Consider the following 25255-nt stretch of genomic DNA (forward strand, 5'->3'; position numbering starts at 1 on the left):
CCTGCCTCTCTCTCCGCGTCTCTACTCGTCCGCCGGTTCGCCGGCCTCATTATCCTCACCCGCCGCCGCACGGGCGCGGGCCTGTGCCTTGCGCCTTGCCATATTGGCCTTGAGCGCCGCCTTGAGGCGGGCTTCCCTGGCCTCGACGGCGGAGCCCTGCGGCCTGTCGCTTGCGGGTTTGCGTGCCATGTCCAGAGCCTTTACCGCGCCACGCCCCGGGGGTCCAGATTGCGCTTGCAAGGATGCGCCCCACGCTCTAAACCGCCGCCACCCGGCGCTGCTGTAGCTCAGAGGTAGAGCACTCCCTTGGTAAGGGAGAGGTCGAGAGTTCAATTCTCTCCAGCAGCACCAGTTTCCACGCCTCAGGTCGCAACCGTCACACCAAGACCGAATGCCGGTCTCTCGACTGGCGCGCACCGGCGTGCGCCGCCACGCTGAGTGCGAGAGTTCAATTCTCTCCAGCAGCAGCACTTCCTGTTTGGCCTAGCGCCTTCGGCTACTTGAGGCCGTATTGTCGGTTTCTCCCGTTAGCCTCATCGTTATTCCGACTGCTGCTTTCGGCAGCTTGACGTCGTCTTTTCTGGACTACCGCGCTTTGCACTCTGAGAAGCCGGGCGGATTGAGGGGCAATTCGCTCTCTTTCTTCAGGAAACCCGGTGAAGGCCGATTAGGCCACAAGTACGCGGTGGAGCGCCTGCGACACGTGCACCCAAGCCGCGCCTTGCACCGGTCAGGTGCGGGCGGCTTCGAATTTGGCCCAGGTCTCGGCCAGCTTGTCGATGTCGAAATCGCCCGAGCGGGCGGGGTCGAGCACGATGGCTTCGCTGGCCATGACCGTCTCGATCCCCTGCTTGAGGCCGCCTATCACCTCCTCCGGGACGACAAGCGCACCGTGGCGGTCGGCGTGGATCAACTCGCCCTGCCGCACCTCAAGGCCCATGACCCGGACCGGCCCGCCAATATCGACCACGTGGACAAAGCCGTGGCTGACGCCGATGGATCCGGTGAGAACCGGGAAGCCGTCGTCGATCACGTCGAGATCGCGCATCACGCCGTTGGTGACGGCACCGGCCAAGCCAAGGCCCTTGTGGACGGCGACGTGAACCTCCCCCCACCAGCCAGCGATGCAATTGGGGTAATCGAGGTCCTCGACCACCGCGGCGGTGGGGCCATCGCCCCCGGCCATGGAGCGGAAATACTCCATGCGCCGGGCGCGGATCGTGGCCGGGTCTTCGGTCGGCGGGGCCAACCCGGCGATGCGCGCGGTTCTGGCGCGGCCCACGATGGGCGGATCGCCCGGTTTGGAATGCTGCATCGTGCCGCGCGTGAAACGGTTGAAGCCGCGGCGACCCTGCACGACCTCGATCGCGTTGCACACGGTCGGCGTATCGACGCGCCGCAGGAGCGCCAGAAGATCCTGCGGAATATCAGCCATTCCAAGTGGACCCGGCCGCATCGTCGGTGGCCACGACATGGAACATCGCGGCCTCCCCCGTCATCGAGGGATAGGCCGTGTGATCGAGGTTCGCGGGCACGTTCATGGTGTCACCCGGGGCCAGCGTGGCCGCGCCCGCGCCATAGGTCTCATTCGCCGCCCATTCGACGCGCCAATGGCCCTTGACCGGCATCAGGACGGAGGCGCGGTCGTGGCGGTGCATCTCCGTTTTGGCCGAGCCGCGGGTGAGGAACCCGACCTCGAAACCCGGCTTGTCGCGCAGCATTCCGTTCTCACCGATCACCAGCGCCGGTTTGCGGTCTGACAAGGCCACCATGTCCCAGTAGCGCGCGACGTAGTTCGGCACCACATCCGCCGTTGTGGATTCGGGGAACGCCTTCAGCTCCTCCTCGGTGAGAAGCGGCATGGGCTTCACGCCGTCGGGCAGCGCCTGCCCCTTCTTGGTGTCGTAAAGACGCCCGGTCTCAGCCAGGACCAGCCCGTGATCGGCCGCATCCTCGATCACCTGGGGCGCCCAGATCACGCCGCCACCGGCGTCGTCGCCGCCGAGGATGGCCATGATCATCCCGTAATCGTCGCCGATATTCTCGAACCCCCGGAAAATGCCGGTCGGGATGTTGAAGATGTCGCCCTCTTCCAGCGTCACCTCGCCCGCGTCGCCATGGCGGCCCCAGAAGAACCGCCAGCGGCCCTTGAGGACGAAGAACACTTCCGCCGTGCGGTGGGAATGGAGCGAGTTGCGGCATTTGGGCGGCTGGCCCGCCGCGCCGATATTGAAGCCGATCTTGTCGGTGATATGGACGTGCTGATCCGCGCTTTCGCTGACCCCGCCGCCGATGATCGTGAAATTCTCCTTCTGGTCGCTGCCCGGGGTATGGGCGTCGATGAAGGCGGTCTTGCAGGGGCGCAGGTCGCCGTAGCGGACGATGTTCTGCTCCATCTGGGATTGGCTGAGGTCTTTCATGTCACGCTCCAATGCGGATGCGATCCCCGCTCTCGGGATCGAAGAGATAAAGATGATCGGGGTTCAGCTTGATGCCCACGATATCGTCCTGTTCCTTGCGCAGATGCCGGTCGCCGCGCGCGATCACGCGCTGCTTGCCCCATTGCACGGTCAGAAGGGTGCTTTCGCCGGTATTCTCGAAGGCGTAGATCTTCACGTCGATATCGCCTTGGCCGGCCTCATGCACGCTCATATCGTCGGCGCGGACACCGAGGATGGCGCTGGCGCGGTCCGGCCCGCCGATGCCGACCAGCCGCGTGCCGCCGGTGGTCACGAACATGCCCGATTGGACGGAGCCGTTGATGAGGTTCATCGCAGGGCTGCCGATGAAGCCCGCCACGAAGACGTTGGCGGGGTCGTTGTAGATGTCGTCCGGCGTTCCGAGTTGCTGGATGATCCCGTGGCGCATGACGGCGACGCGGTCGGCGAGTGTCATCGCCTCGATCTGGTCATGGGTGACGTAGACCGTGGTGATCTGGAGCGCGCGGGAGAGGTGTTTCAGCTCCGCCCGCATGGTCACGCGCAGCTTGGCGTCGAGGTTGCTGAGCGGCTCATCCATCAAGAACACCTTGGGCGTGCGCACGATGGCGCGCGCGAGCGCCACGCGCTGCCGTTGACCACCTGACAGCGCCTTGGGCTTGCGGTGCAAAAACTCCGTCAATTCAACCTGTTCGGCGGCCTTCTTCACGCGCGGCTCGATATCGGCCTTGGGGGTGCCGCGCACCTTCAAGGGATAGGCGATATTGTCGAAGATCGTCATGTGGGGGTAGAGGCCGTAATTCTGGAACACCATGGCCACGTCGCGATCCTTGGGAAGGTCGTCATTGACCATGCGGTCGCCGATCCAGATTTCCCCATCCGTGGGGTCTTCGAGCCCCGCGATCATGCGCATGGTGGTGGTCTTGCCGCAGCCCGACGGGCCGAGCAGGACCAGGAATTCCTCGTCATGGATGTGCAGCGACTGGTCGTCGACACCGATGAAATCGCCCCAGCGCTTGGTGAGGTTGTTGAGCCGGATTTCAGCCATGAAGACCCCCATTTTCCGGTGTGGTATTTCTGTAGCTTTTTGAGGTTTTCTTTATAACCACAGATGCTGTTCCCATAATCGCTGTCCCAGACGCGCATCGGCGGGCCGCGGTGCGGCGATCCGACGTTCGTGTCGTCCACTTTATGCCCGCAAAATCCCCATAACATTCGACCGGATCACCAAGCCCCACCAAATCGCCGTGCCGGGGGGCGGCCCGGCGATGCGCGGCGGCTTCGCCTTTGTTCCGCGCCGGGTCTGCAATGGTGGCGCTCACCTGACCGCCCCCATAGTCATGCCTTGCACGAAATACTTCCGGATCGCCAAGGCCAGCACGAACATGGGCGCCATGATGATGATCCCGGCGGCGGATAGAAGGTTCCACAGATCCCCCTCCTCCCCCCGGAACAGCGCGAGGCCGATGGGCAGCGTCACCGCCTCCCGATTGGTGAGGAACAGCGCGAACAGGAACTCGTTCCACGCCAGGATGAAACAGAAGATCGACGCCGTGACGAGGCCGGGCGCCGCCATGGGCAGGACGATGTTCTTGATGACTTGCAGGCGCGACGAGCCGTCGACCATCGCCGCCTCCTCCGTGTCCATCGGGATGCCGTCGATGAAGCCTTTGATCATCCAGATCGCGAACGGCATCACGATGGCGAGGTTTACGAGGATCAGGCCCAGCCGCGTGTCCAGCAGGCCCACATCGCGGAACATGATGAAGAAGGGCAGGATGATGACGACCGCTGGCACGAATTGCGTGGCGAGGATCACGACAAGGATCGTCGTCTCGAATTTCAGGCGGAAGCGGCTGAAGGAATAGGCCGCCATGGTGGCGATGGGGATGGCGAAGATCACCGTCACGAAGGCCACGATCGTGGAATTGTAGAGTTTTGATCCGAGGTCGTAGGGCTCCTCGAACACGGTCCCGAAATTCTCCAGCGTGGGCGTGAAGAACAGGCGCAGCTGGTAGACTTCGACGTGGGATTTGAAGGCCGCGAGGAAGATCCAGATGATCGGGATCAGCATGATGAAGGCCGCGATCAGGATCAGGATGGTCTGAACACCGCGCCAGAAGCGTTGCTTGCGCTTGCCGGTCCAGAATTCGGACGCCTGCGCGGCGGACAGCTCGATTTGCGGTGTGGTCCGTTCCGTCATCGCGTCAATCCTTCTTGAACACGAACTTGGCGTAGAAATAGGTCAGCACCATCATCGGGATCACCATCAGCCAAGCGACGGACGCCGCATAGCCCACCTGCCCGTAGCGGGTGGAGGTGATGTAGATGTAGTGGCTGAGCGTTTGGGTCGCCGTGCCCGGGCCCCCATTCGTGAGCATGAAGACCTGGTCGAAGGTCTTGAGGCTGAAGATCGCCTTGAGGATGATGACGACGGCCAGAACCGGCATCAGTTGCGGCAGGGTCACGTCCTTGAACACGCGCCAGCCCGACGCGCCGTCGACCTGCGCGGCCTCGATCGTGTCTTGCGGGACGGAGGCGAGGCCACCGATCAAAACCAGCGTAAGGAAGGGTATCCAGCCCCAGACATCGGCCATGACGATGACGGCGAAGGCCAGGTCGGGGTCGGCCAGCCAGGAAACGTCAGCCAGCGGCGGAAAGACCACCCCGAAGAACGCGTCGAACAGGCCGAATTCCGGGTTGAACATGAAGCGGAAGGAGACGCCGATCAGCGCCGGGCTCATCGCGAAGGGCAGGATCAGGAGCGTCTGCACGCCCGAGCGCAGTTTGCCACCGGGGGCCAGCAGCATCGCAAGGCCGAGGGCGAAAAGCGTCGTCAACGCCACGGTGATGATCGTGTAAAGCGCCGTGACGTAGACGGAATTCCAGAAGGCCGGTTCATAGAGGAACGCCCATTCGTAATTCTCGAACCCCAACCAGTTCTGGGGAAAATCGCCCCTGTCGGTACGGCCTTGGTAGAAGGAGAACCGCAGGCTCTCGATCAGGGGCCACACGGCGGTCGCGAAGACCACCAGGACCGCCGGCAACACCAGCAGATATTTTAGGGTTTGATCGCGCATGGGCGTAAGGCGGGCGGGGACACGGACGCCCCCACCCCTCCAGAAAGGTTACTGGATACGTCCCGCGCGCCGCAGCACACGGTCGGATTGTTCGGCAGCCGCCATCATCAACTCGCGCACGTCACCGCCCGCGGCCGCCTCGGCAATCGCCGCCGACAGGATGTCGCCGACCTCGGGCCATTCCGGGATCTGCGGCATGATGTCGGAATTCTGAAGGCTGTCATAGGCGGCCTCCTGAATGCCCGCATTGGCGGCGTTCACATCCGGGTCGGTGAGGGAGGAGACATGGGTGACGACGTTGTTGACGATCGTTTCCCCGCCCACTTCCCGCTCGATCGCGTTGGCGCGGTCCATGTCGGGGTTGCTGAGCCATTTCAGGAATTCCCAGGCCGCTTCCTGGTTCTGGGAATAGCTGGAAATCGAGAACGGCATGGAGATCGCGTAGGTTGCGGTCGTGCCCTGATAGGACGGCATCCCAACGAAACCCACCTGATCGGCCGTGAGCGTGGAGCTTTCGGGGTTGATGAACCCGGAATAAGCCCACCACCAGACCGGGATCATCGCGGAATTGCCCTGCATGAAGGATTGCCGCGCGTCCTGCTCGACGAAGGCGAGGCTGTTGGGGTTGGTGATCTCGTGCTCCGTATGCAGGCCGATATAGGCCTCCGTCGCGGCGAGCGCCTCTTCGCTGGTCCAACCGGCGGTGAAGTCGTCGTTGAAGATCCGGCCACCGGCGGCCCAGAGGAAGTTGATCCAGATGAACAGGTTCTGACGGTTGCCGTCATTGTTGTAGTAAAGCGCAAGCGGCGAAATGTCGGGATTGGTTTCCTTCAGCTCGTTGCCGATGGCGATCACGTCGTCCCATGTGGCGGGCGGCGTTTCGATCAGGTCCTTGCGGTAGAACATCAACTGCGCGTGGGCGCGGAGCGGGAAGCCGAGCGTCTCCCCCTCAAACTGTGCCGACCGGGCGAAGGCGGGCGGATAGCGATCCATGGAGATGCCGTCGCGATCCATCAACTCGTCGATGCGCGCCAGCCAATGGGCGTTGGGCGGGCCCCAGCTGTCGAGGTAGTTGACCACGTCGAATGCGCCGTTTGCGGCGATGCCTTCGGCGTTCACGCGTTCCTGCAGCGAGCCGAAGGGGATGAAGGTCCATTCCACCTCGATCCCGGTCAGATCGGTGAATTCCTGGTCGCGCAGGCGCAGGCCGTCGAATTGCGGTGTGACCACGGACAGGACGTTGATCGTCGTGCCCTCGTAGGGGCGTCCGGGGGTCAGGCCGTAGGGAATTTCCTGGGCCAGCGCGAGCCGTGGAAGCCCGGCCGCCATGGCCATGGCCGATACGGTTGTGAGGAATGTCCGTCTTTGCATCGCTATACCTCCCAGTGTGCGATTCGATCCTTGCGTGGGGCCAGCATAGGACGGGATCGGCGCCTCACAAAGCCATTTTGCATTCGTATGCACTGTGCACATGCAGCAATCGGAGTGGTCGGACCGGGCGACGAACAGGCGGTTGGGGCGGTGTACGTGATGCGTCCATTACGCGGGCGGCTCGCCGTCGGTGCCGGACGGTGCTTGCGGTGGTCCGGTGCGGCGGTCGTCCGGCGTTCAATCCGACGCCCCGCGGCGATCCCATGACAAGGGCCGGGCGATATGTTCAAGTGCATCCCGACGGACCATTGATCTGGGAGGATGTTGAATGGCCTACGTGTTTCCCCCTGCCCCACCGGTCTCCTTGCCCGTGGCGGGGCAGGCCGACCGCTTCGCGATCCGCCGCATCTTCTGCGTCGGGCGCAATTACGCCGAACATGCGCGCGAGATGGGCCATGACGACCGCGAGCCGCCGTTCTTCTTCATGAAACCCGCCGACGCGGTGGTGGAGCACGGCGCGACCGTGCCCTACCCGCCCGGCACGAGTGACCTGCACTACGAGGCGGAGTTGGTCGTGGCCATCGGCACCGGCGGGAGGAACATCGAAAAGGTTAACGCCGTTAACCATATCTACGGCTATGCCTGCGGCAATGATCTGACACGCCGCGACCTACAGGCGGCGGCGAAGAAGGCCGGACGGCCGTGGGACATGGCCAAGGGGTTCGACCAATCCGCCGTGATCGGGCCGATCCACCGGGCCGAGGATGTGGGCCATATCGACAGGGCGGCGATCACGCTGCGCCTCAACGGGGATATCCGGCAATCGAGCGACGTGGCGGACATGATCTGGGCCACGGACGAGATCATCGCTCATCTGTCGGGCCTGATCGAATTCGCCCCCGGCGACCTCATCATGACTGGCACGCCTGCCGGTGTCGGTGCGCTCCAACCCGGTGACAGGGCGGTCGTGTCCATCAACGGATTGCCGGATCTGAGCGTCACGATCGGAGACCCGGCATGAGCGCGGAGAACACCCACAACAATGTCGATCACGGCATGCAGCCCGAGGATAGCCCGGAACTTCGCGCGCTTTATCAAGGCTTTGCCGATCAATCGTTGATCCCGCTCTGGACCCAACTTGGCGACCTCATGCCCATGCATCCCGCGCCCAAGGCGGTGCCGCATATCTGGCGATGGGCCGACCTGCTGCCACTGGCGGAGGCGTCGGGCGAGCTTGTGCCGGTGGGGCGCGGCGGGGAACGGCGGGCCATCGGGCTTGCCAATCCCGGCCTTGCGCCCAACGCCTATATCTCGCCGACCCTGTGGTGCGCGATCCAGTATCTTGGCCCCCGCGAAGTGGCCCCCGAACACCGCCATTCCCAGAACGCGTTCCGCTTCGTGGTGGAGGGGGAAGGTGTCTGGACCGTGGTGGACGGAGACCCGGTGCGCATGTCGCGCGGTGACCTGCTGCTGACGCCGGGCTGGCGGTTCCACGGCCACCACAATGACCGCGATGCGCCTATGGCGTGGATCGACGGGCTCGACATTCCCTTTTCACAACAGATGGATGTGGGGTTCTTCGAATTCGGTGCGGACCGTGTGACCGATGCCGCGACACCGAATTTCTCGCGCGGCGAGCGCCTATGGGCGCATCCGGGTCTGCGGCCCCTTTCGGGATTGCAGGATACCGTTTCCAGCCCCCTGGCCGCGTTTCGGTGGGAACACACCGACCGCGCCCTGACCGAGCAGCTGCTGCTGGAGGATGAAGGGCAACCGGCCACCTTCGGGCACGGGCACGCGGCGATCCGCTATACCAATCCCACGACCGGCGGCGACGTGATGCCGACGATCCGCTGCGAATTCCACCGCCTGCGCGAGGGATGCGAAACGCCCGCGCGGCGGGAAGTCGGATCGACCGTGTTCCAGGTCTTCGACGGGCGCGGACATGTGGTGATTGACGGCGCGGCCCACGCATTGGAAACCGGCGATCTTTTCACGATTCCGTCCTGGGTGCCGTGGAGCCTTCAGGCGGAGACGCGCTTCGACCTGTTCCGCTTCTCCGATGCCCCGATCATGGAGCGCCTGCACTTCGCGCGCACCCATGTCGACGGCGGCTGATCGCGCGGCGTTGCACGCGCGTCAGGGCGCGGGCGCGCGCTACGATGCGCGGGCAGCACCCCACGACGACCTGCTATTCGCGCGGCGGGCGACGGCCAATTTCTCTCGCCTTCTCAGCGCCCTACCGGACGATCTTCTTGTGGATAAAAGGGCGCGGGTCGTGGCCTCGGTCGGGTACGATGCGCGGCATATGGCGCATCTGGTCGCGGCCGCCCGGACCGGTCAGCCTGTCCCGGCGGAGGCTGAGATGCGTCACGCGGCCAGCCTGCCGCCCCGTGCGTTGCGGGGACTTTACGACCACGCCGCCAAGCATCTGGACGTGGAATGGCGGGACCTGCCCGATGCCGGGTGGGAGGAGACGGTCGCGCGACCCGGCGGCGCCATGGTTGCGGTGCGGGCGACGCCGCGCATCCGGGCCATCACGCTTTGGCAAGCGGCGATGGCGCTGGATGCGGGCGGGCGCGCGCGGGATGTGCCGCCCTCACTGCGTGCCGAGGCAAGCCTCGAAGGATGACGCGATCTGCTCCATCATCGCGGTGTAATGGCCGGGACCCGGCTCCACCAGGCTGCCGAGCGGGTCGATCACCTCGATCCGGGCGCCGCCTTCGGCGAAGGCCGCCTCCACCAGGGCCGCGTTGAATTGCGGCTCCGCAAAGCCGCACGAGATCGTCTGCGCCCGGATGACGTCTGTGATCTCCGCGAGCCGACGGGGGCCGGGTGCTGCCCCGTCACCCAGGGCGATGGATCCCGCCGCCTCGATATCGAAGCGCGCCTCGAAATAGTGGTAAGCGTCGTGAAACACGACGAAATTTCCGCTGTCGAGGGCGTCGATACGGTCCCCGATCTCGGCGCTCAGCGCGGCGATGCGCTCTGCCTCCGCAGCCGCGTTGGCGCGGTAGGTCTCGGCGTTTTCGGGGTCCAGCTCGGCCAGGGCTTCCGCGATCGCGCCAAGCCAAAGCTGCGCGTTGACGGGGTCGAGCCAGGCGTGTGGGTCGCGCCCGTCGTGGTCATGATCGTGGGCGTGATCGTGGTCGGCATGCTCTTCGTGGTCCTCGTGGCCGGCATGGTCTTCGTGGTCCCCGTGCTCCTCATGCTCCCTGTGCTCGGCGTGGTCAGCATGGTCTTCGTGGTCCCCGTGTTCCTCATGCTCCCCGTGCTCTTCGTGCTCGCCGTGCTCCTCGTGGTCCCCATGGTCCTCGTGGCCGTGATCATGGTCCCCTTCGACAAAGACCGGCCCCTCGCGAAAATTCAGGATGCGGGTGCCTTCGACATCGAGCAGGGTCAGGCGTGTGCCGTCGCCCAATGCCTCCACCGCGCGGGCGACGGCGGGGCTCAATTCCGGGCCGACCCAGACCACAAGGTCCGCCTCTTCCAAGGTGACGGCGTCGGAGGGGCGCAGCGCAAAATTGTGCGGCGACGCATTGGGCGGCACAACCAGGTCCGGCGTGCCCACCCCGGACATCACACTTGCGACGAGGCCGTGGATCGGAGGAATATCGGTTGCAACGCGCGGCGCGGCCATTGCGCCGTGACCAAGCGACAAGGCGGCGATACAGGTGAGGGTTCGGATCATGGGCGTGCTCCACAGCGTGAATAGGATCGGGCCTTGTTAGAAGCGATGTTATATCATATCAACCCCCAATGACGAATATCGGTTTCACCCCCCACGACCATGCCGGCTGCGTGCGCACGACAATCGACACCGTGGCCGCGCGCTGCGAGGCATCCGGATTGCAGTTCACCCCGATCCGGCGGCGCGTGCTGGAGATTCTCTTGGAAAAACATCGGGCTATCGGAGCCTACGATATCCTTGAGCACCTGCGCGCCGACGGTCAGAACGCGCAGCCGCCGGTGGCCTACCGGGCGCTGGAGTTCCTGACATCCAACGGGTTCGCACACCGGATCGAGCGCCTGAACGCCTTCGTGGCCTGCATCCACACCGCCGAGGATCATGCCCCCGCTTTCCTGATCTGCCGGGCCTGTGACGCGGTGGCCGAAATCGCTGCCACACCCGCCCGAAACGCCCTTTCCGCGACGGCGGATGTCACGGGCTTCGTGATCGAACGCGCCACGATCGAGGCTCTGGGACTGTGCCCCAATTGCGTGGACGCAACCCCGTGAGCGCGCTTGTGACGGCCCGGAGCATGGAGGTGCGATTCGGCGGCACACCGGTGCTTCGCGATGTGAATTTCGCCGTGCAACCGGGGGAGATCGTGACGATCGTGGGGCCGAACGGTTCCGGCAAGTCGAGCCTTCTGCGTGCGCTGATCGGGGCCGTGCCGCTCCATTCGGGGACGCTGTCACGACGCGCGGGACTGCGCATCGGGTACGTTCCGCAGAAACTCGCCATGGACCCGACCCTGCCGATGAACGTGCGCCGCTTCCTGGATCTGCCGTCGCGCGTTGACAACAAGAAAGCCGCGCAAGCCCTTGAAAACGCGGGGTGCAGCGGGCTGGACAGGCGGCAGATGGCGGATTTGTCGGGCGGTCAGTTGCAGCGCGTGATGCTGGCCCGGGCGCTTCTGTCGGACCCGGAGTTGCTGATCCTGGACGAGGCGACGCAAGGGCTCGACCAGCCCGGCGCCGCCGCCTTCTACCGCAAGATCGAGGACGTGAGGCGCGACACCGGCTGTGCCGTATTGATGGTCAGCCACGATTTGCACGTGGTCATGGCGGCCTCGGACCGCGTGATCTGCCTCAACGGGCATATCTGTTGCGAGGGGCATCCCGAAACGGTGGCGACGGCCCCGGAATACCGCGCCCTGTTCGGGTCTGGCACGCAGGGCACGCTCGCGCTCTACCGCCACGCCCATGACCATAATCACGACCATGCGGCGGACGGGTCCTGCGCCCATGATTGACATGCTCGACCACGTGATGGCGCGCGCCACACTGGCGGGTCTGGGCGTGGCGCTTGCCGCCGGGCCGTTGGGCAGTTTCGTGGTCTGGCGGCGCATGGCCTATTTCGGGGACGCGACGGCCCATGCCACGATCCTTGGCATCGCTTTGGCCTTGGCCCTTGATATCTCGGTCTTTTTCGGGGCGCTCGTCACGGCCTTCGGGATGGCACTTGCGGTGTCGGCGCTGACGACGCGGGGGCGGGCGATGGACACGAACCTTGGCGTCCTGTCCCATTCGGCGCTCGCCATCGGCCTTGTCGCGGTGTCGCTGTCCAGCGATGTGCGCATCGACCTGTCGGCGTTTTTGTTCGGCGACATCCTAATCGTGCGGACGGGCGATATCGCGTTGATCTGGGGCGGGGCTGGCCTGGTGCTGCTGTTGTTGTGGTGGCGCTGGCAGGCGCTTTTGACGTCGACCCTGTCGGTGGAGCTGGCGCAGGCCTCCGGCCTCGATCCGCGGCGGGAGCAGTTGGTGATTACACTGGCCCTGGCGCTGACCGTGGCCGTTGCGATCAAGATCGTGGGGGTGCTGTTGATCGCGGCACTTCTCATCATCCCGGCCGCCGCCGCCCGCCCCTTCTCGGACACGCCGGAGCGGATGGCCGTCCTGGCGACGCTGGCGGGGATCGCGTCGGTCATGGGAGGGCTCGCGGCCGCGTGGCACTATGATTTGCAGGCCGGCCCGGCGATCACTTGCACCGCGGCGGCCTTGTTCGCGGCCTCCCTCATTGCGCAGCGATTGCGGCGTCCGGGATGACCGCGCGCTGCAATTCGGCGGGGTCCTTGTAGGATCCGGGCGCCATGAAGCGCAGGATGTGGTCGTGGTCGGCGGGCAGGTCGAGGCCAAGGAACTGCGCCAATTCCCTCAAAAAGGCCGCCGGATGGGCCGCCGCCTTCTCGTAAGACACCATCAGGCACGGCGCGCCGATCGCGTCGATCATCGCGGAATTGCGGATCTGGGCGCGCAGGCGGCGCACCATGTAGCTGGCCCCTTCCGATTGCCCGACCTTGGCGCGCACCGCGCTGGGGACCGGATCGCGGTAAACACAGACAAGGTGCGGCGCGCGGATATCCCCGGCCAATTGCGCCAGGTACCTTTGTGCAAAGGGAAATTTCCACCCCCAGACGGAATGCTGCCGGTTGCGGGCGGCGATAATGCGCCGCGCATCGTCGAGGAACCTTTCGACCGGTCCGCCGTGCCAATCGAGGTTGAAGGCCGGGTCTTCGACATTCTTCCCGATACGTTCGCCCATCGGCACCCCAAGCCCGAGGATCGCACCGGCCACCATGCTGGTCCCGCCGCGCGCCGTGCCGAAACACACGATGGTACGCGGGCCCGTGGGCGGGGTGGAGGGTGCGAAGACCGGAAGCGATGTCAGGTGCTTGGCCGTGGGGTTCGGCATCTAGCCAATCCTCCCGGCGCAAGGCTCGATTGCAATGGCGCAGACATCCATGGCTCTGATCCCCGTCGTAGTGGTCACGCTGAATTTGCCCGATGAAAGGTCAATACGAGGTTAACGGGCGAGGCACCCGTCAGGGCCCACCATCGCGTCCCCCAGAACGGCCCGGGCATGGGCGATGCTGCGAGGCCCGTTCGGAAGGGTCGCGGCGGGAAATACGGCAACGCCGCGTTCCACGAACCGCTCCACCCGCGTGGGCAGATAGCGGGGGTTCAGCGCGCGGGTTCGACCGGCCTCGTCCCGTCCGATATCAAGGTAGAGAAGCGCGCCCGTGCGCCGCTCCAGCGCCCATTGGGAGGAGATGAGGTTGCCCAGGGAATAGGCCACGGGAACCTGCCGCCCGTCTTGCGACGTCACGATCGTGAGGGGTTGGAGCACGTGGGGATGCGCGCCCACCACCGCGATGGCACCCGCATCGGCCGCCGCCTGCGCCAGGCGACGCTGCCGCGGGTTGGGAGACCGCGAATACTCGGTTCCCCAATGGGGCAGAAGGATCACACCATCCACGCCGGGCTGTGAATTCAGGCTCTGGATAAGATTTGGAATAGAAGGCGCATTTCCATAACATCCAAGCACCTGATCACGCCCATCGCGCAGTCCATTGGTGGAGAATGTGCAAGACAGAAAGGCGATCGTCTGCCCGTTCACCTGCCGCAGCGCCGCCCAATTCGTCGCTTCACCCCGTGCCCGTGTGCCGGTCGTGGACAGGCCAGCCGCGCGCAACGCCTCCAGCGTCCGATCCACGCCCAACGCCCCACGATCGAGGGCGTGGTTGTTTGCGGTCTGCACCACATCAACCCCGGCCGAGGCCAGCACAGTGGCAATGGAGGGGTGGAAATTGAACTGGGGATAGCCGGAATAGACACGGTTGTCGAAGATCGTGGCCGGGCTGCGCCCTTGGCGCCCGCCGGGCAGGACGTCGCGTGCAGCCGGGCCTTCAAGGTTCACGATGGCGAGATCTGCACGGGACAAAGCCGCAGAGATCCCCTCGAATGCCGGGGCGAAACCGGTCGGGCGGGCGGCGGCCTCCGACTGGATGATCTGATGCAACAACACGTCGCCGCCAAAGACCAGATCGGGCCGCGCACAGGACCCGGCCCCACCCTCACTGCTTGGCGCACAGGATGCCACGGCTAGGCACAGCCCCAGCACGGCACCGATACATACCTTAGCTTTGCCCCGGAAGACATTGGAAAACATGCTGGAACCTGAAAATCGGGCTGTGGATAACTCAGCAGACCCGATCCGCCACCGCCCTGTCAACGCGGGCGCAAAACTCGGCGGCTCACCGTAACCAATCGGACGCAATGCGCAGATCGCTACACCCGGCGAAACGGGCCGCCCGCTCCAGCTCCGCGATCAGGCGGGATTGCCGCCCCTGCCCCATACGCACGCCGTCCTCGGCCCAGAATGCGCGAACGGCCAGCACCTCCCCCTCCCGCGCCATGTCGATGCGCCCGATCAGCCGCGTGCCTTCCATCACCGGGAAGACGTAATACCCGTATCGGCGCTTGGGGGCGGGCACGAATATCTCGATCCGGTAGAAGAACCCGAACAACCGCTCCGCCCTGTTGCGGTCTCGCAGGGCCGGATCGAAGGGTGAAAGGATGCGCACGCGGGGAGACGGCTCGGGAATTTGTTCGAGCGTTTCCAACGTATTGGGATTCATGAAGGAGCGCCGCGGCGCGCCGTCCGCGCCTTCGATATCGACCTCCACCACGTCGCCGTCGGCCAGCGCGCGCGCCACCCACTCCTTTGCGTGGGCCGGTGTGACCAGCGCGAAGAACGCCGCCAGTTCCCCGCTGGTCGCGAAGCCCAGACGGTCCAGCGCGGCGCGGCACGCCCAATCCACGATCTCCGCATCCTGCATCCGCGCGTTCAGATGCTCCGCCGGGATCACCCGTTCGGACAGGTCGTAGAATTTCCGGAACCCGCGCCGGTGGCAGATCGACAAATCCCCGGATCGCCAGAGGTATTCCAGCGCCACCTTCGATGGCCGCCAATCCCACCAACCCGTTGATTTCTCTGGCCGATCCTCCTCCATATCCGCCGTGCAGCAGGCCCCGTTATCGGCCACGTATCTCAAGACCTTGTCGATTTCCGCGTGGAAGGAGCCGCCGTGCCAATCGCGCCATTTCCCGTGCAGACGGGCGCGGTCCCGCTCGAACCGCATCCGCCACATCGGGAAAAACTGGATCGGCACGATGGAGGCGTCGTGGGTCCAATGCTCGAACGTCGCGCGCGCGCGGTCATTGACCCAACGAAGGCTGGCGGGGCGATAGGATTGACGCCGGGACCACAGGATCAGGTCATGGGCGCGGGCAAAGGTGTTGACGCTGTCGACCTGAACGAAGCCAAGGTCGGTAATAAGATCGGCAAGCGCCTGCCCTCGCGCCGGGCCGGACGGGGGCGCGATCAGCAGATGGCGGTCAAGAAACAGGCGCCGCGCCTGCGCGTTGGACAGAAGGGGGCGGGCCATATCCTATTGATCCCGCGGGACATTCACCGGTCGTCTTGCCATTGCCAGGGCCGCGTGTAATCCCCCAGCACCTTGGCGACACCGGCCTCGTCAGCTTCTCCGTTCCGGGCCAGATGCGCCTCGAGCCCCAGCTTCTTGTCCTCGACCACCTTCACGACCCGCGCCGAATGGCCCGCCTCCTCAAGTGCTGCATTGTAGATCCGCGTGATCGCCATCTTGCGCAGGTCGGGTTTGAACACCTTGCCCACCGCCGTTTTGGGCAATTCATCCAGCACTTCCAGATGCTTGGGCAGGGCGGCGCGCTCGTGGATATGTTCGGCGGCGTATTTCATCAGCGCCTCTTCCGTGACATCGGCGCCGTCCACAAGCTCCACGTAGACGCAGGGCAATTCGCCCGCGAAGGCGTCAGGTTGCCCTATGGCACCGGCGAAGGCGACGGCGTCGTGGCCGGCCATCGCCTCCTCGATCTCGGCGGGGTCGATGTTGTGGCCGCCCCGGATAATCAGATCCTTGGCGCGCCCAGTGATCCACAGATAGCCATCGGCGTCGATCCGTCCCAGATCACCGGTCCGCAGATAACTGTCAAAATGGTAAAGGTCCTTGTTCTTCGCGCTCTCCGTATAGGTGCGCCCGGCCAGAACCCCCGGATTTGACACGCAAATCTCGCCGATCTCGTCGACCTCGCAATCCTGCGGGCCGCCCGGGCCGTCGGTCAGGATACGGACGTCGGTGTGCGGGAACGGCACCCCGATGGACCCGATCTTCTTCTCCCCCTCCACCGGATTGCACGACACAAGGCACGTCGCCTCCGTCAGGCCATAGCCTTCGATGAGCGTCACGCCCGTCGCCTTCTCGAACCGGTTGAACAATTCCACCGGCAAGGGGGCGGAGCCGGAGAAGGCGGTTTTCACGGTGGAGATGTCGGCATCCACGGGCCGTTGCATCTTGGCGGAAATCGCGGTGGGGACGGTGATGATGAACGTGACACCCCAGCGTTCCACCAGCTTCCAGAAATTGTCGAATACGCCTTCGCCGCGATAGCCCTGGGGTGTGGGGAACACCACATGCGCGCCCGACGTGACGGCGGCCATCAGGATCACGTGGCAGGCAAAGACGTGAAACAGCGGCAGGGGACACATCATCGTGTCGGTTTCGCGGAACAGCAGCGTGTGGCCGATCCAGCCGTTATAGATCATGCCCTGGTAGGTGTGCTGCGCGACCTTGGGCATGCCCGTCGTGCCGCCGGTATGGAAATAGCACGCCACGCGATCCTGCTTCGTGTCGTCGAAACTCAGATCCTTGGGCTGACGGGCGCATTCCGCGTTGAAATCCAGCACCCGCGCACTGTGGCGGGCGGGGTTCTTGGGGCGCAAGAACGGCACGATGAACTTCTTCAGGCCGGTCAGGTAGCGCAGAAGATCAACCTCCAGTACCGTTTCGACGTTGGGGGCCAGCGCCAGCGCCTCGTTCACCTTCTGGGCCACATCCGTCTTGGGGAACGGCTTCAGCGTCACGACGACCTTGGCACCGGTTTCCCGCAGGATGGAGGCGATCTGTTCCGCCTCCAGCAGGGGATTGATCGGGTTCGCAATGCCCGCGACGGCCCCGCCCAGAAGCGTCAGCACCGTTTCGTTACAATTGGGAAGGATGTAGGCGACCGTATCCGTCTCTCCCACGCCGAGGGAGCGGAAGAGGTTTGCAGCCCGCGTGACCTTGGCGTGAACCTCCGACCAGGTCAGCGTTTCGGCCGGGTCGGTCGGGCCGGATTGCAGCTGGAAGGTGATCGCGTTCAGCGCGCCATGGGCGTCTTTCGTGCGGCTCAATTGTTCATAGAGTGTGACGGCCGGCTGGCTTTCGGGCCATGGCATGTCGCTCTCAATCGTCTTGATATCCTCGACCGTGGCAAAACGTGCCATCGTGTCCTCCCCTATATCTCCCGCGGGCGCATCTGGGCGCCTCAATTGGGGTCAGCATCGGGGAAACGTCCGGCACACGCAAGAATAACGCGGCGTTGGCCGCCTATTCCGCGGCGAGGCCGGAGGTGAATTGCAACTGCGCCAACCGGGCATAGAGCCCGCCCTGCGCCACCAGACTGTCATGGGTCCCCTCAGCGACGATCTTGCCATCCTCGAACACCAGGATGCGGTCAGCCTGTTTCACGGTGGCCAGGCGATGGGCCACGATCAGCGTGGTGCGGGTCTTCGACAATTCCCCCACCGCGTCCTGCACCGCGCGCTCCGATTCCGCGTCCAGCGCGCTTGTCGCTTCGTCCAGCAGCAGGATCGGCGCGTCGCGCAGGATTGCGCGGGCAATGGCAATGCGCTGCTTCTGCCCGCCGGACAGCATCAGGCCGCGTTCCCCGACATAGGTGTCATAGCCGTCGGGCAGCTTGGCGAGGAAGTCGTGGGCGGCGGCGGCGCGGGCAGCGGCCTCCACCTCCGCATCGCTGGCCTCGGGGCGGCCAAAGCGGATGTTTTCGCGCGCGGAGGCGGCGAAGATCACCGGGTCCTGCGGGACAAGGGCGATGGCCTTGCGGAACGTCTCGCGCGTCAGGTCGGTCAGGTCGATACCGTCAAGCGTGATGGTCCCGCTTTCGGGATCGTAAAACCGCAACAGCAGCTGGAAGATCGTGGATTTGCCCGCGCCCGACGGGCCGACAATTGCCACAGTTTCCCCCGGCGACACGGTGAAGCTGACCCCGTCCAACGCCGCCGTCTCGGGCCGCGTGGGATAGCGGAAGCGCACGTCGTCGAACGTGATATCGCCACGCCCGCCATGGGGCAGAGCGGCGCCGGTGTCCGGATCGGCCACCGCGTCCTCGGCCCCCAGCAATTCCACCAACCGCTCCGTCGCGCCGGAGGCGCGCTGCAACTCCCCCCAGATCTCCGACAGGGCGGCGGTGGAGCCTGCGACCATGATCGCGTAGATCAGGAACTGGATCAGCGCGCCGATCGACATCACATCCTCGCGCACATCCCGCGCGCCGATCCACAAGACCCCCACGATGCCCGAGAAGACCAGCAAGATCACGATCACCGTCATCACCGCCCGGATCGAGATGCGCTTGAGCGCGCTGTGAAAGGACTGCTCCGTCACGTCGTCAAAGCGGCGGGCGGAGGGGCGCTCGTGGGTAAAGGCCTGCACCGTTTGCGCCGACAACAGCGCCTCGGACGCGTTGCCGGAGCTTTCCGCGATCCAATCCTGGTTCTCGCGGCTCAATTCCCGCACCCGGCGGCCCAGGACGATGATCGGCACGATCACCACCGGCACGATTAATAGTACTGCCCCCGTCAGCTTCGGCGAGGTCCAGAGCATCAGCGCGATGCCCCCGAACAGGATCAGCGCGTTGCGCAGGGCGATGGAGATGCTCGACGAGATGACGCTGAGCAGAAGCGTCGTATCCGTGGTGATCCGGCTCAACACCTCGCCCGTCATCACGCGCTCGTAGAAGGCCGGGCTCATGGTGATCATCCGCTCGAAGACGGCCTTGCGGATATCGGCGATCACCCGTTCCCCCAGCCGCGTCACAAGGTAATAACGCAGGCCCGTGCCCACGGCCAAAAGCGCCGCAATGCCGAGCGCGGCAAGGAAATAGCTGTCCAGAAGCTCCGTCGTGCCGGTGTCGAACCCGTCGACCACCCGGCGCACGGCAAGCGGAAGGGCCAGCGACACCATCGCCGTCAACACCAGCGCCAGGCCCGCCCCGATCAGCACGACCCGGTAGGGCAGCAGGAACGGCCACAGCGCGGCAAGGCTGCTGATGCGCTTGGACGTGGCCCGATCCTCCACCGCGTTTGCGGCGGGTTTCAGGGCATTGGTCCTGGCCGGGTCTGGATTGGTCGTGTCTGTCACGCGCGTGGTCGCCTGATTGTCTGCCGGATGTCGATACCCAAGCCCATCAGGGCCTGCAAGGCACCCCGGCGATAGGTCGCGGACCGTATCCTTGCAACGAATACGTTACCGGCCCGCATCGAATTTGAACGAACCGGCCAAGGGGCCCCAACTTCGTGGCACAATCCCGCCATGATCCCGCGGGACATCTTGGCCCATGTGCCAGATCTGTTTTGCCTTCACCCCGTATCTCGATGCCTGCACCTATGGCGGGCTGTCCGTAACCGATCCGCAGGGCTCCGCCGCGCCGGTCGATGCCGTGGCGTCAATGCCGGTGGCGGAGGTCGCCGAAGCGGGCGACGCGAGCGCCAACACGTCGACCCAAGCCGCCCTGGCGCTGGGGGAGGTTTTCCTCGGCACCACCCAGACGCCCGGCGACAGCGACTGGATCGCGGTGGAGCTTGTGGCGGGCCAGACCTACACCTTCGCCGCCGCCGGCGTCGGTGCGTTGTCAGACCAGAACGCCGACCCGCACCTGTTCCTGCGCGACGGCGCGGGCGCGCAGCTGGCCAGCGACGATGCGGGCGGGCCGGGCTACAACGCTTCCATCACCTTCACGGCGACGACCAGCGGCACCTATTTCCTCGATGTGCGCGCGTGGGGCGGATCGGACAGCGGCACGTATGGCGTGACCATGGCCGAAGGCGAGATGGCGACCTACGCCCCGGACATGATCGCGGGCAACCTCATCCGCGACGGGCTGGCCTGGACCAGTGTGCCGGGCACGGGCGCGACGCTGACCTGGGCCATCCGCACCACCGGCGAAAACCCCGGCGGCGGCAATCCCAACGGCACGGACCCCGTGGGCGGCAACCCTTTCATCGCCCCCTCCCCCGGCCAGGTGGCGGAAATCACCGCGGCCATGGCCTATCTCGACGGGATCTCCAACCTCACGCTCAATCAGGTCGCACCGGGGGCGACCTCCGACAATGCCACGATCCTGTTCGGGGCCTACAGCGCCTTCGACGGCGCAGGCGCCTATGCCTATCTGCCGGTGCCGGGCGGCACCGGGGCGGCGAACAATGCGGGCGATGTCTGGCTCAACAACACATCCGTCACGACGGGCGCGATCACCTTCGGCTCCTACGCCGCCTTCACCATCCTGCACGAGATCGGGCATGCCATCGGACTGGCCCATCCGGGCGATTACAACGCGACCCTGGGCGTGACCTTCACCTACGACAATTACGCCCAGTTCCAGCAAGACAGCCACCAATTCACGGTGATGAGCTATTTCAACGAGACCCATACCGGCGCAAGCGGCGGCCTCGGGTTTCCCGATACGTTTATGCTTTACGATTTTCTGGCCATCCATCAGCTTTACGGGGCAGATATGTCCTTCCACGGCGGCGACACGACCTATGGGTTCAACGCGACCCATGGCGGCACGGCCTATGACTTCACCGCCAACACCAACCCGTTCCTGACGATCTTCGACGGCAATGGCTCGGACCTGATCGACCTGTCGGGCTATGACATGGCCCAGAGCCTCAGCCTCGTCGCGGGGACGTTTTCGGATATCGGCGGGTATTCCGGCAACCTTTCCATCGCCTATGGCGCGCTGATCGAGCGGGCGATCGGCGGCACCGGCAATGATACGATCATCGGCAACGGCGCGGACAATACGCTCGACGGGGGCCGCGGCCTGGATGAGATCCATGGCGGCACCGGGAACGACACGATCTATGGCGGCTCCCACAACGACATCCTCCATGGCGGCGCAGGTGGCGATGCCATTGCGGGCGAGCTTGGCAATGACACGATCTACGGCGGCGGCGACGCGGACCGGATCACCGGCGGCAATGGCAATGATCTGCTCGATGGTGGCATGGGCAACGACGTGCTCAACGGCGGGCGCGGCGATGATTTGCTGCTCGGGGGCAACCGAAACGACCGGCTGTTCGGAACATTCGACGACGATACGCTGATGGGGGGGGAAGGCGACGATCTGCTGCGCGGCGGCACCCAGAACGATCACCTGGACGGTGGCGCGGGCGACGATGCGCTGTTTGGCGGCGCAGGGTTCGACATCCTGATCGGCGGTGCGGGCGACGACACGCTGACGGGCGCGTTCAACGCCGACCGCTTCGTCTTCGGCGACGGGCACGGCTCGGACGTGGTGGAGGATTTCGATGCCCTCAACAAGGCGGAGAAGCTGGATTTCACCGGCCTCAGCACGCTCAAGACCCTCGCCGACGTCCTCGGCACCGGCTCCGGCACGGCGGCGGCCACCCAGATCGGCGCGGATGTGCAGATCGACACCGGAAGCGGGCTGATCGTGCTCAAGGGCGTGCAATATGGCGATCTGGACGCCACGGATTTCCTGTTCTGACGGCAAGCCGCAGGGCGATTATCGAATGGATCGGGAAGGATTGGAGCGGGCGACGGGAATCGAACCCGTATCATCAGCTTGGAAGGCTGAGGTCTTACCATTACACAACGCCCGCGCGCCGCATCGGGGTATGTCAAAGCCCGCCGGGGGTCAAGGTGCCCCGCGGCCCAGCGCGCATCCGGGCCGTGCCACGGTGATTGTTTCCCAGCGCCCCAATTCTGCCAAAAAGGCCCGCTATTGATCTCAGCATGGAAACGATGGTGACCTCCTCCCGGCCCATCTTTTCTTCTCTCCCTGTTGGACTTGGGCCGCCCGTTCTGGGCGGCCTCTTTTTTGCTCACGCGGCCAATGGCGTGATCAGTTCCGGGCCGTGGGCGCGGTTGGAATTGACCGCAGGGTCCACCCGCCACCGCTGATAAAGGCCCTCGGGCGCGGGTTTCATCAAGGGCGCGGCCTTGGCGTCCGCCTCCCCCAGCCATGTGGGCCAATCCGCTTCCGCCAGCACAACCGGCTCTCGGTGATGGGTCTCCGCCATCCAGTCGGAGGCACCCGTGGTCACGATGGCGCAGGTCGCAAGCGGGTCTTCCCCCTTGTCCCAGATCTGCCAGATGCCCGCAAAGACCAAAGGCGCCCCATCGGGGCGGGAGAAATACCACGGCAGGCGTGCATCATCCGCGCCCTTGGTCCATTCATAGAACCCCGCCGCCGGGATCAGGCAGCGCCGGGCGCGCACGGCAGCGCGGAAGGCGGGCTTTTCGGCAATCGTCTCCGCGCGTGCGTTGATAAGCAATGGGCCACCCGTGGGCGTCTTGTACCAATGGGGGATGAACCCCCACCGCATCGGGCGCAGCGCCCGTCGCGCGCCGTCGGACACGACCACGCTCACGTCTTGCGTCGGGCACAGGTTGTAATTGGGCGGCTCGGGCAGATCGTTCGCGGGCGCCGCATCGAACAGCCGCGCCAGCGCGTCATTGGGATGGGTCAGGGTCAGGCGTCCGCACATCCGTCCAGTCTAGGGCGCTGGCCGTTGAGCGAAAACCGTTTTTCGCCGCAGACACCCCGTTCCCAGCTTCAGGACAATGCCCCCCGAACCATGACCCGCACAAACAAAAGGCCGGACGCAATGGTCCGGCCTGTCATCATGTCGTGGTGCAAACAGCCCTTACGAGCCGTAGACCTGGCGATAGGCGATGCTGTGCGCGTCACCTGGAAAGATGCCCAGGTCTTCGACAGCCAGTTCCGTCGGCATCGCGGAGATTTCCGCGACGGTGCGGTTGTAGGCTGCACGCTTTTGGGCGGCAGTGCGGATCGTGTTGAGGATCGAGGCCATGGTACAGCTCCTCCAGGTTGGCGTTTCATCTCTCGTGCCCCCAATATGTGAGCGCTAACACAAACCACCATCCCCCCTTTTTCGAAACCCGCCTTGCACAAACTGCATGGCAAAAAAGAACCGGCCTCGGAGTGCCCAAGGCCGGTGCAAATTGCTCAATTATCAGGCAGTCGGAGACCTATTCCGCCTGGGTGATCCGCCCGTCGGTATAGGGCGCATAGGGGGAATTCTCGCCCAGATAGGTGGCCACGACCTCTTCCAGCCCGGGGCCGAAATCGTAGGCGTTCGTGGCTTCGGTCTCGAACACGTCATACCCGTCGCCGCCGCCGCGCATGTAGTTGTTGGACACGACGCTGTAGACCGCATCAGGGTCGATGGCCACAAACCCGTCGCCCTCGGCCACTTCGACCGAGACGATGCGGCTGCCCGGCTCCGCGGCGGGGTTCCAGGAGTAGCGCATACCCGCCACCTGCGGGAAGCGACCGGCCACTTCCTCAACCTCGCTCACGCCATTCTCAAGGGCCGAGATAATGCCCGCTCCGGTCAACTGGAACGTGGCAACCGTGTTCTGGAACGGCAGCACGGTAAGCACCTCGCCCATGGTCACTTCGCCGCCATCAATGGATGCCCGCAGGCCGCCACCGTTCTGAATGGCGATGGTCACGCCCTGATCGGCCACGCGGTCCAGCATGGCATCGGCCACAAGGTTGCCCATCGGGCATTCCTCAACCCGGCAGACAGACCGGTCGCCTTCGATGAAGTCGGCGGTCTCACCCACGATCACGCTCATCGCCTCCTCGATGGGGGCGGCCAATTCGGCGACGCGCGCGGCAATCTCCGCATCCGGCTCGACCGACGCATCGAGCAACATCGTATCGCCCTGGGCGAAGACCACTTCACCCGCATCGTCGAAGGTCACTTCCAGATGGCCCAGATACTTCGAATAAGCATAGGCCTGCACGATCGGCACCATCGTGCCGTCGGGGTTCGAAATCCACGTCGGATACGCGCTGTCGCGGTCCGGATCGCTGGCGCTCAGCAACGTGTGCGAATGCCCCCCCACGATCACGTCGATGCCCGTCACCGCCTCGGCAATGCGGATATCGTCGTTCAGACCGACATGGGTCAACGCGATGATGATGCCCACGCCCGCTTCGGTCAGCGCATCCACATCGGCCTGCAACGCCTCGATCTCATCGGTGAAGATCACGTTGTCACCGGGCGAAGACGTCTCGGCCGTATCCGTGGCCAGCGCGGAAATCACGCCAACCTGCACGCCGTTCACGTCCAGCACGACATGGTCTTGCAGCAATTCATTGATCTCGGGCTCCTGGCTCACGTCCAGATTGCCCGCGATGACGGGGAAATCCACCATCTCGATGAACCGCGCAAAACCCGACGGGCCGAGGTTCCATTCGTGGTTGCCCGACGCCATCACGTCAAAGCCGATGGCGTTCATGAATTCCGCCGCGGCCTCACCCTGGTAGGTCGTGAACATGGCCGAGCCCTGGAATTGGTCGCCCGCGTCCAGCACCAACACATTCTCACCCTCAAGCTCGCCGCGCAGCGTGTCGATGGCGGTGGCAATCCGCGCCACGCCGCCAAAGCATTCGCCCGCCGCGTCGTCTTCGGCGTTGCACGTGCTGTCGAAGCGGTTGATCGGCTGGATGCGGCTGTGCAGATCGTTGATATGCAGAAGGTGCAGGGTGGTGTCGGCGGCGGCAGGGGCGGCAACGGCCAGCCCCGCCAACATCGCCGTGGACCCCAGAATACGAGCAATCATGGAAATCTCCCGGTTTATCGTTGGACAGATTGCAGCTTGGCGCTGCGCTCGGCCCAAGTAAAGACGATTGATG

At 64.8% G+C, this 25255-nt stretch carries 23 protein-coding genes and 2 tRNA genes; 8 read left to right on the forward strand and 17 right to left on the reverse strand.

Annotated elements, in window-relative coordinates; all coding sequences use genetic code 11:
• Positions 1–21: 21 nt before the first annotated feature.
• Positions 22–189 (reverse strand): hypothetical protein, encoded by a 168-nt coding sequence (locus tag KUW62_RS10630; protein ID WP_224815459.1) that lies wholly within the window; start codon positions 187–189, stop codon positions 22–24.
• Between the two features lie 87 nt (positions 190–276).
• On the opposite strand from KUW62_RS10630, the gene KUW62_RS10635 reads away from it, so the two are divergent.
• A tRNA-Thr gene (locus KUW62_RS10635) sits at positions 277–351 on the forward strand.
• Positions 352–730: 379 nt separating this feature from the next.
• On the opposite strand, the gene KUW62_RS10640 is transcribed toward KUW62_RS10635, so the two are convergent.
• The 6 genes from KUW62_RS10640 to KUW62_RS10665 all read right to left on the reverse strand — a co-directional run bounded on the left by KUW62_RS10640 (position 731) and on the right by KUW62_RS10665 (position 6889).
• Positions 731–1435, reverse strand: coding sequence for an RraA family protein (locus tag KUW62_RS10640; protein ID WP_224815460.1), 705 nt, complete (start codon positions 1433–1435; stop codon positions 731–733).
• Positions 1428–2420 (reverse strand): cupin domain-containing protein, encoded by a 993-nt coding sequence (locus KUW62_RS10645; RefSeq protein WP_224815461.1) that lies wholly within the window; start codon positions 2418–2420, stop codon positions 1428–1430. The genes KUW62_RS10640 and KUW62_RS10645 overlap by 8 nt, the downstream gene beginning before the upstream one ends.
• Before the next feature lies 1 nt (position 2421).
• Positions 2422–3486, reverse strand: a complete 1065-nt coding sequence (locus KUW62_RS10650) for an ABC transporter ATP-binding protein (RefSeq protein ID WP_224815462.1) — start codon at positions 3484–3486, stop codon at positions 2422–2424.
• A 270-nt stretch (positions 3487–3756) separates the two neighbouring features.
• Complete coding sequence (locus tag KUW62_RS10655) at positions 3757–4641, reverse strand: carbohydrate ABC transporter permease (RefSeq protein WP_224815463.1); 885 nt, start codon at positions 4639–4641, stop codon at positions 3757–3759.
• Between the two features lie 4 nt (positions 4642–4645).
• Entirely contained in the window at positions 4646–5518 is an 873-nt protein-coding gene (locus tag KUW62_RS10660) for a carbohydrate ABC transporter permease (RefSeq protein WP_224815464.1), read from the reverse strand.
• A 48-nt stretch (positions 5519–5566) separates the two neighbouring features.
• Entirely contained in the window at positions 5567–6889 is a 1323-nt protein-coding gene (locus tag KUW62_RS10665; protein ID WP_224815465.1) for a sugar ABC transporter substrate-binding protein, read from the reverse strand.
• Positions 6890–7217: 328 nt separating this feature from the next.
• On the opposite strand from KUW62_RS10665, the gene KUW62_RS10670 reads away from it, so the two are divergent.
• Genes KUW62_RS10670 through KUW62_RS10680 form a run of 3 tightly spaced genes read left to right on the forward strand, consistent with a single transcriptional unit; the run spans position 7218 to position 9521 of the window.
• Positions 7218–7910, forward strand: a complete 693-nt coding sequence (locus KUW62_RS10670) for a fumarylacetoacetate hydrolase family protein (RefSeq protein WP_224815466.1) — start codon at positions 7218–7220, stop codon at positions 7908–7910.
• A complete protein-coding gene (locus KUW62_RS10675) occupies positions 7907–9007 on the forward strand; it encodes a cupin domain-containing protein (protein ID WP_224815467.1) in 1101 nt (366 codons plus the stop codon). The genes KUW62_RS10670 and KUW62_RS10675 overlap by 4 nt, the downstream gene beginning before the upstream one ends.
• Entirely contained in the window at positions 8991–9521 is a 531-nt protein-coding gene (locus tag KUW62_RS10680; RefSeq protein ID WP_224815468.1) for a hypothetical protein, read from the forward strand. The genes KUW62_RS10675 and KUW62_RS10680 overlap by 17 nt, the downstream gene beginning before the upstream one ends.
• On the opposite strand, the gene KUW62_RS10685 is transcribed toward KUW62_RS10680, so the two are convergent.
• On the reverse strand, positions 9489–10580 hold the full coding sequence (locus KUW62_RS10685) for a zinc ABC transporter substrate-binding protein (RefSeq protein WP_224815469.1): 1092 nt from the start codon (positions 10578–10580) through the stop codon (positions 9489–9491). The genes KUW62_RS10680 and KUW62_RS10685 overlap by 33 nt on opposite strands.
• Positions 10581–10648: 68 nt before the next feature.
• Here KUW62_RS10685 and KUW62_RS10690 point away from each other — a divergent pair, with 68 nt between their 5' ends.
• From KUW62_RS10690 to KUW62_RS10700, 3 genes are read left to right on the forward strand one after another with little or no spacing between them, the layout of a single operon-like run.
• A complete protein-coding gene (locus KUW62_RS10690) occupies positions 10649–11128 on the forward strand; it encodes a Fur family transcriptional regulator (RefSeq protein ID WP_224815470.1) in 480 nt (159 codons plus the stop codon).
• A gap of 23 nt (positions 11129–11151) precedes the next feature.
• On the forward strand, positions 11152–11868 hold the full coding sequence (locus tag KUW62_RS10695; protein ID WP_224815471.1) for a metal ABC transporter ATP-binding protein: 717 nt from the start codon (positions 11152–11154) through the stop codon (positions 11866–11868).
• Between the two features lies 1 nt (position 11869).
• Entirely contained in the window at positions 11870–12664 is a 795-nt protein-coding gene (locus tag KUW62_RS10700) for a metal ABC transporter permease (protein WP_224817089.1), read from the forward strand.
• On the opposite strand, the gene KUW62_RS10705 is transcribed toward KUW62_RS10700, so the two are convergent.
• The 5 genes from KUW62_RS10705 to KUW62_RS10725 all read right to left on the reverse strand — a co-directional run bounded on the left by KUW62_RS10705 (position 12633) and on the right by KUW62_RS10725 (position 19656).
• Positions 12633–13310, reverse strand: coding sequence for a sulfotransferase (locus KUW62_RS10705; protein WP_224815472.1), 678 nt, complete (start codon positions 13308–13310; stop codon positions 12633–12635). The two genes, KUW62_RS10700 and KUW62_RS10705, sit on opposite strands and share 32 nt — an antisense overlap.
• Before the next feature lie 111 nt (positions 13311–13421).
• Positions 13422–14567: a CapA family protein gene (locus KUW62_RS10710; protein ID WP_224815473.1), complete on the reverse strand. Its 1146-nt coding sequence runs from the start codon at positions 14565–14567 to the stop codon at positions 13422–13424.
• Between the two features lie 85 nt (positions 14568–14652).
• Positions 14653–15846, reverse strand: coding sequence for a winged helix-turn-helix domain-containing protein (locus KUW62_RS10715; protein ID WP_224815474.1), 1194 nt, complete (start codon positions 15844–15846; stop codon positions 14653–14655).
• Between the two features lie 23 nt (positions 15847–15869).
• Positions 15870–17762, reverse strand: a complete 1893-nt coding sequence (locus KUW62_RS10720) for an acyl-CoA synthetase (protein ID WP_224815475.1) — start codon at positions 17760–17762, stop codon at positions 15870–15872.
• 103 nt (positions 17763–17865) lie between these two features.
• Positions 17866–19656, reverse strand: coding sequence for an ABC transporter transmembrane domain-containing protein (locus KUW62_RS10725; RefSeq protein WP_224817090.1), 1791 nt, complete (start codon positions 19654–19656; stop codon positions 17866–17868).
• A 238-nt stretch (positions 19657–19894) separates the two neighbouring features.
• Here KUW62_RS10725 and KUW62_RS10730 point away from each other — a divergent pair, with 238 nt between their 5' ends.
• Positions 19895–22069, forward strand: a complete 2175-nt coding sequence (locus KUW62_RS10730) for a M10 family metallopeptidase C-terminal domain-containing protein (RefSeq protein WP_224815476.1) — start codon at positions 19895–19897, stop codon at positions 22067–22069.
• Between the two features lie 41 nt (positions 22070–22110).
• On the opposite strand, the gene KUW62_RS10735 is transcribed toward KUW62_RS10730, so the two are convergent.
• The 4 genes from KUW62_RS10735 to KUW62_RS10750 form a co-directional block, all read right to left on the reverse strand.
• A tRNA-Gly gene (locus tag KUW62_RS10735) sits at positions 22111–22184 on the reverse strand.
• A 222-nt stretch (positions 22185–22406) separates the two neighbouring features.
• Positions 22407–23072, reverse strand: coding sequence for an SOS response-associated peptidase (locus tag KUW62_RS10740; RefSeq protein WP_224815477.1), 666 nt, complete (start codon positions 23070–23072; stop codon positions 22407–22409).
• Positions 23073–23231: 159 nt separating this feature from the next.
• Positions 23232–23399 carry a hypothetical protein gene (locus tag KUW62_RS10745; protein ID WP_224815478.1) on the reverse strand — a complete coding sequence of 56 codons (168 nt, stop codon included), beginning with the start codon at positions 23397–23399 and terminating at the stop codon, positions 23232–23234.
• 178 nt (positions 23400–23577) lie between these two features.
• Positions 23578–25182, reverse strand: a complete 1605-nt coding sequence (locus KUW62_RS10750; protein WP_224815479.1) for a bifunctional UDP-sugar hydrolase/5'-nucleotidase — start codon at positions 25180–25182, stop codon at positions 23578–23580.
• Positions 25183–25255 lie beyond the last annotated feature (73 nt).

The sequence above is a fragment of the Hasllibacter sp. MH4015 genome, from assembly GCF_020177575.1.
Taxonomy (GTDB): Bacteria; Pseudomonadota; Alphaproteobacteria; order Rhodobacterales; family Rhodobacteraceae; genus Gymnodinialimonas.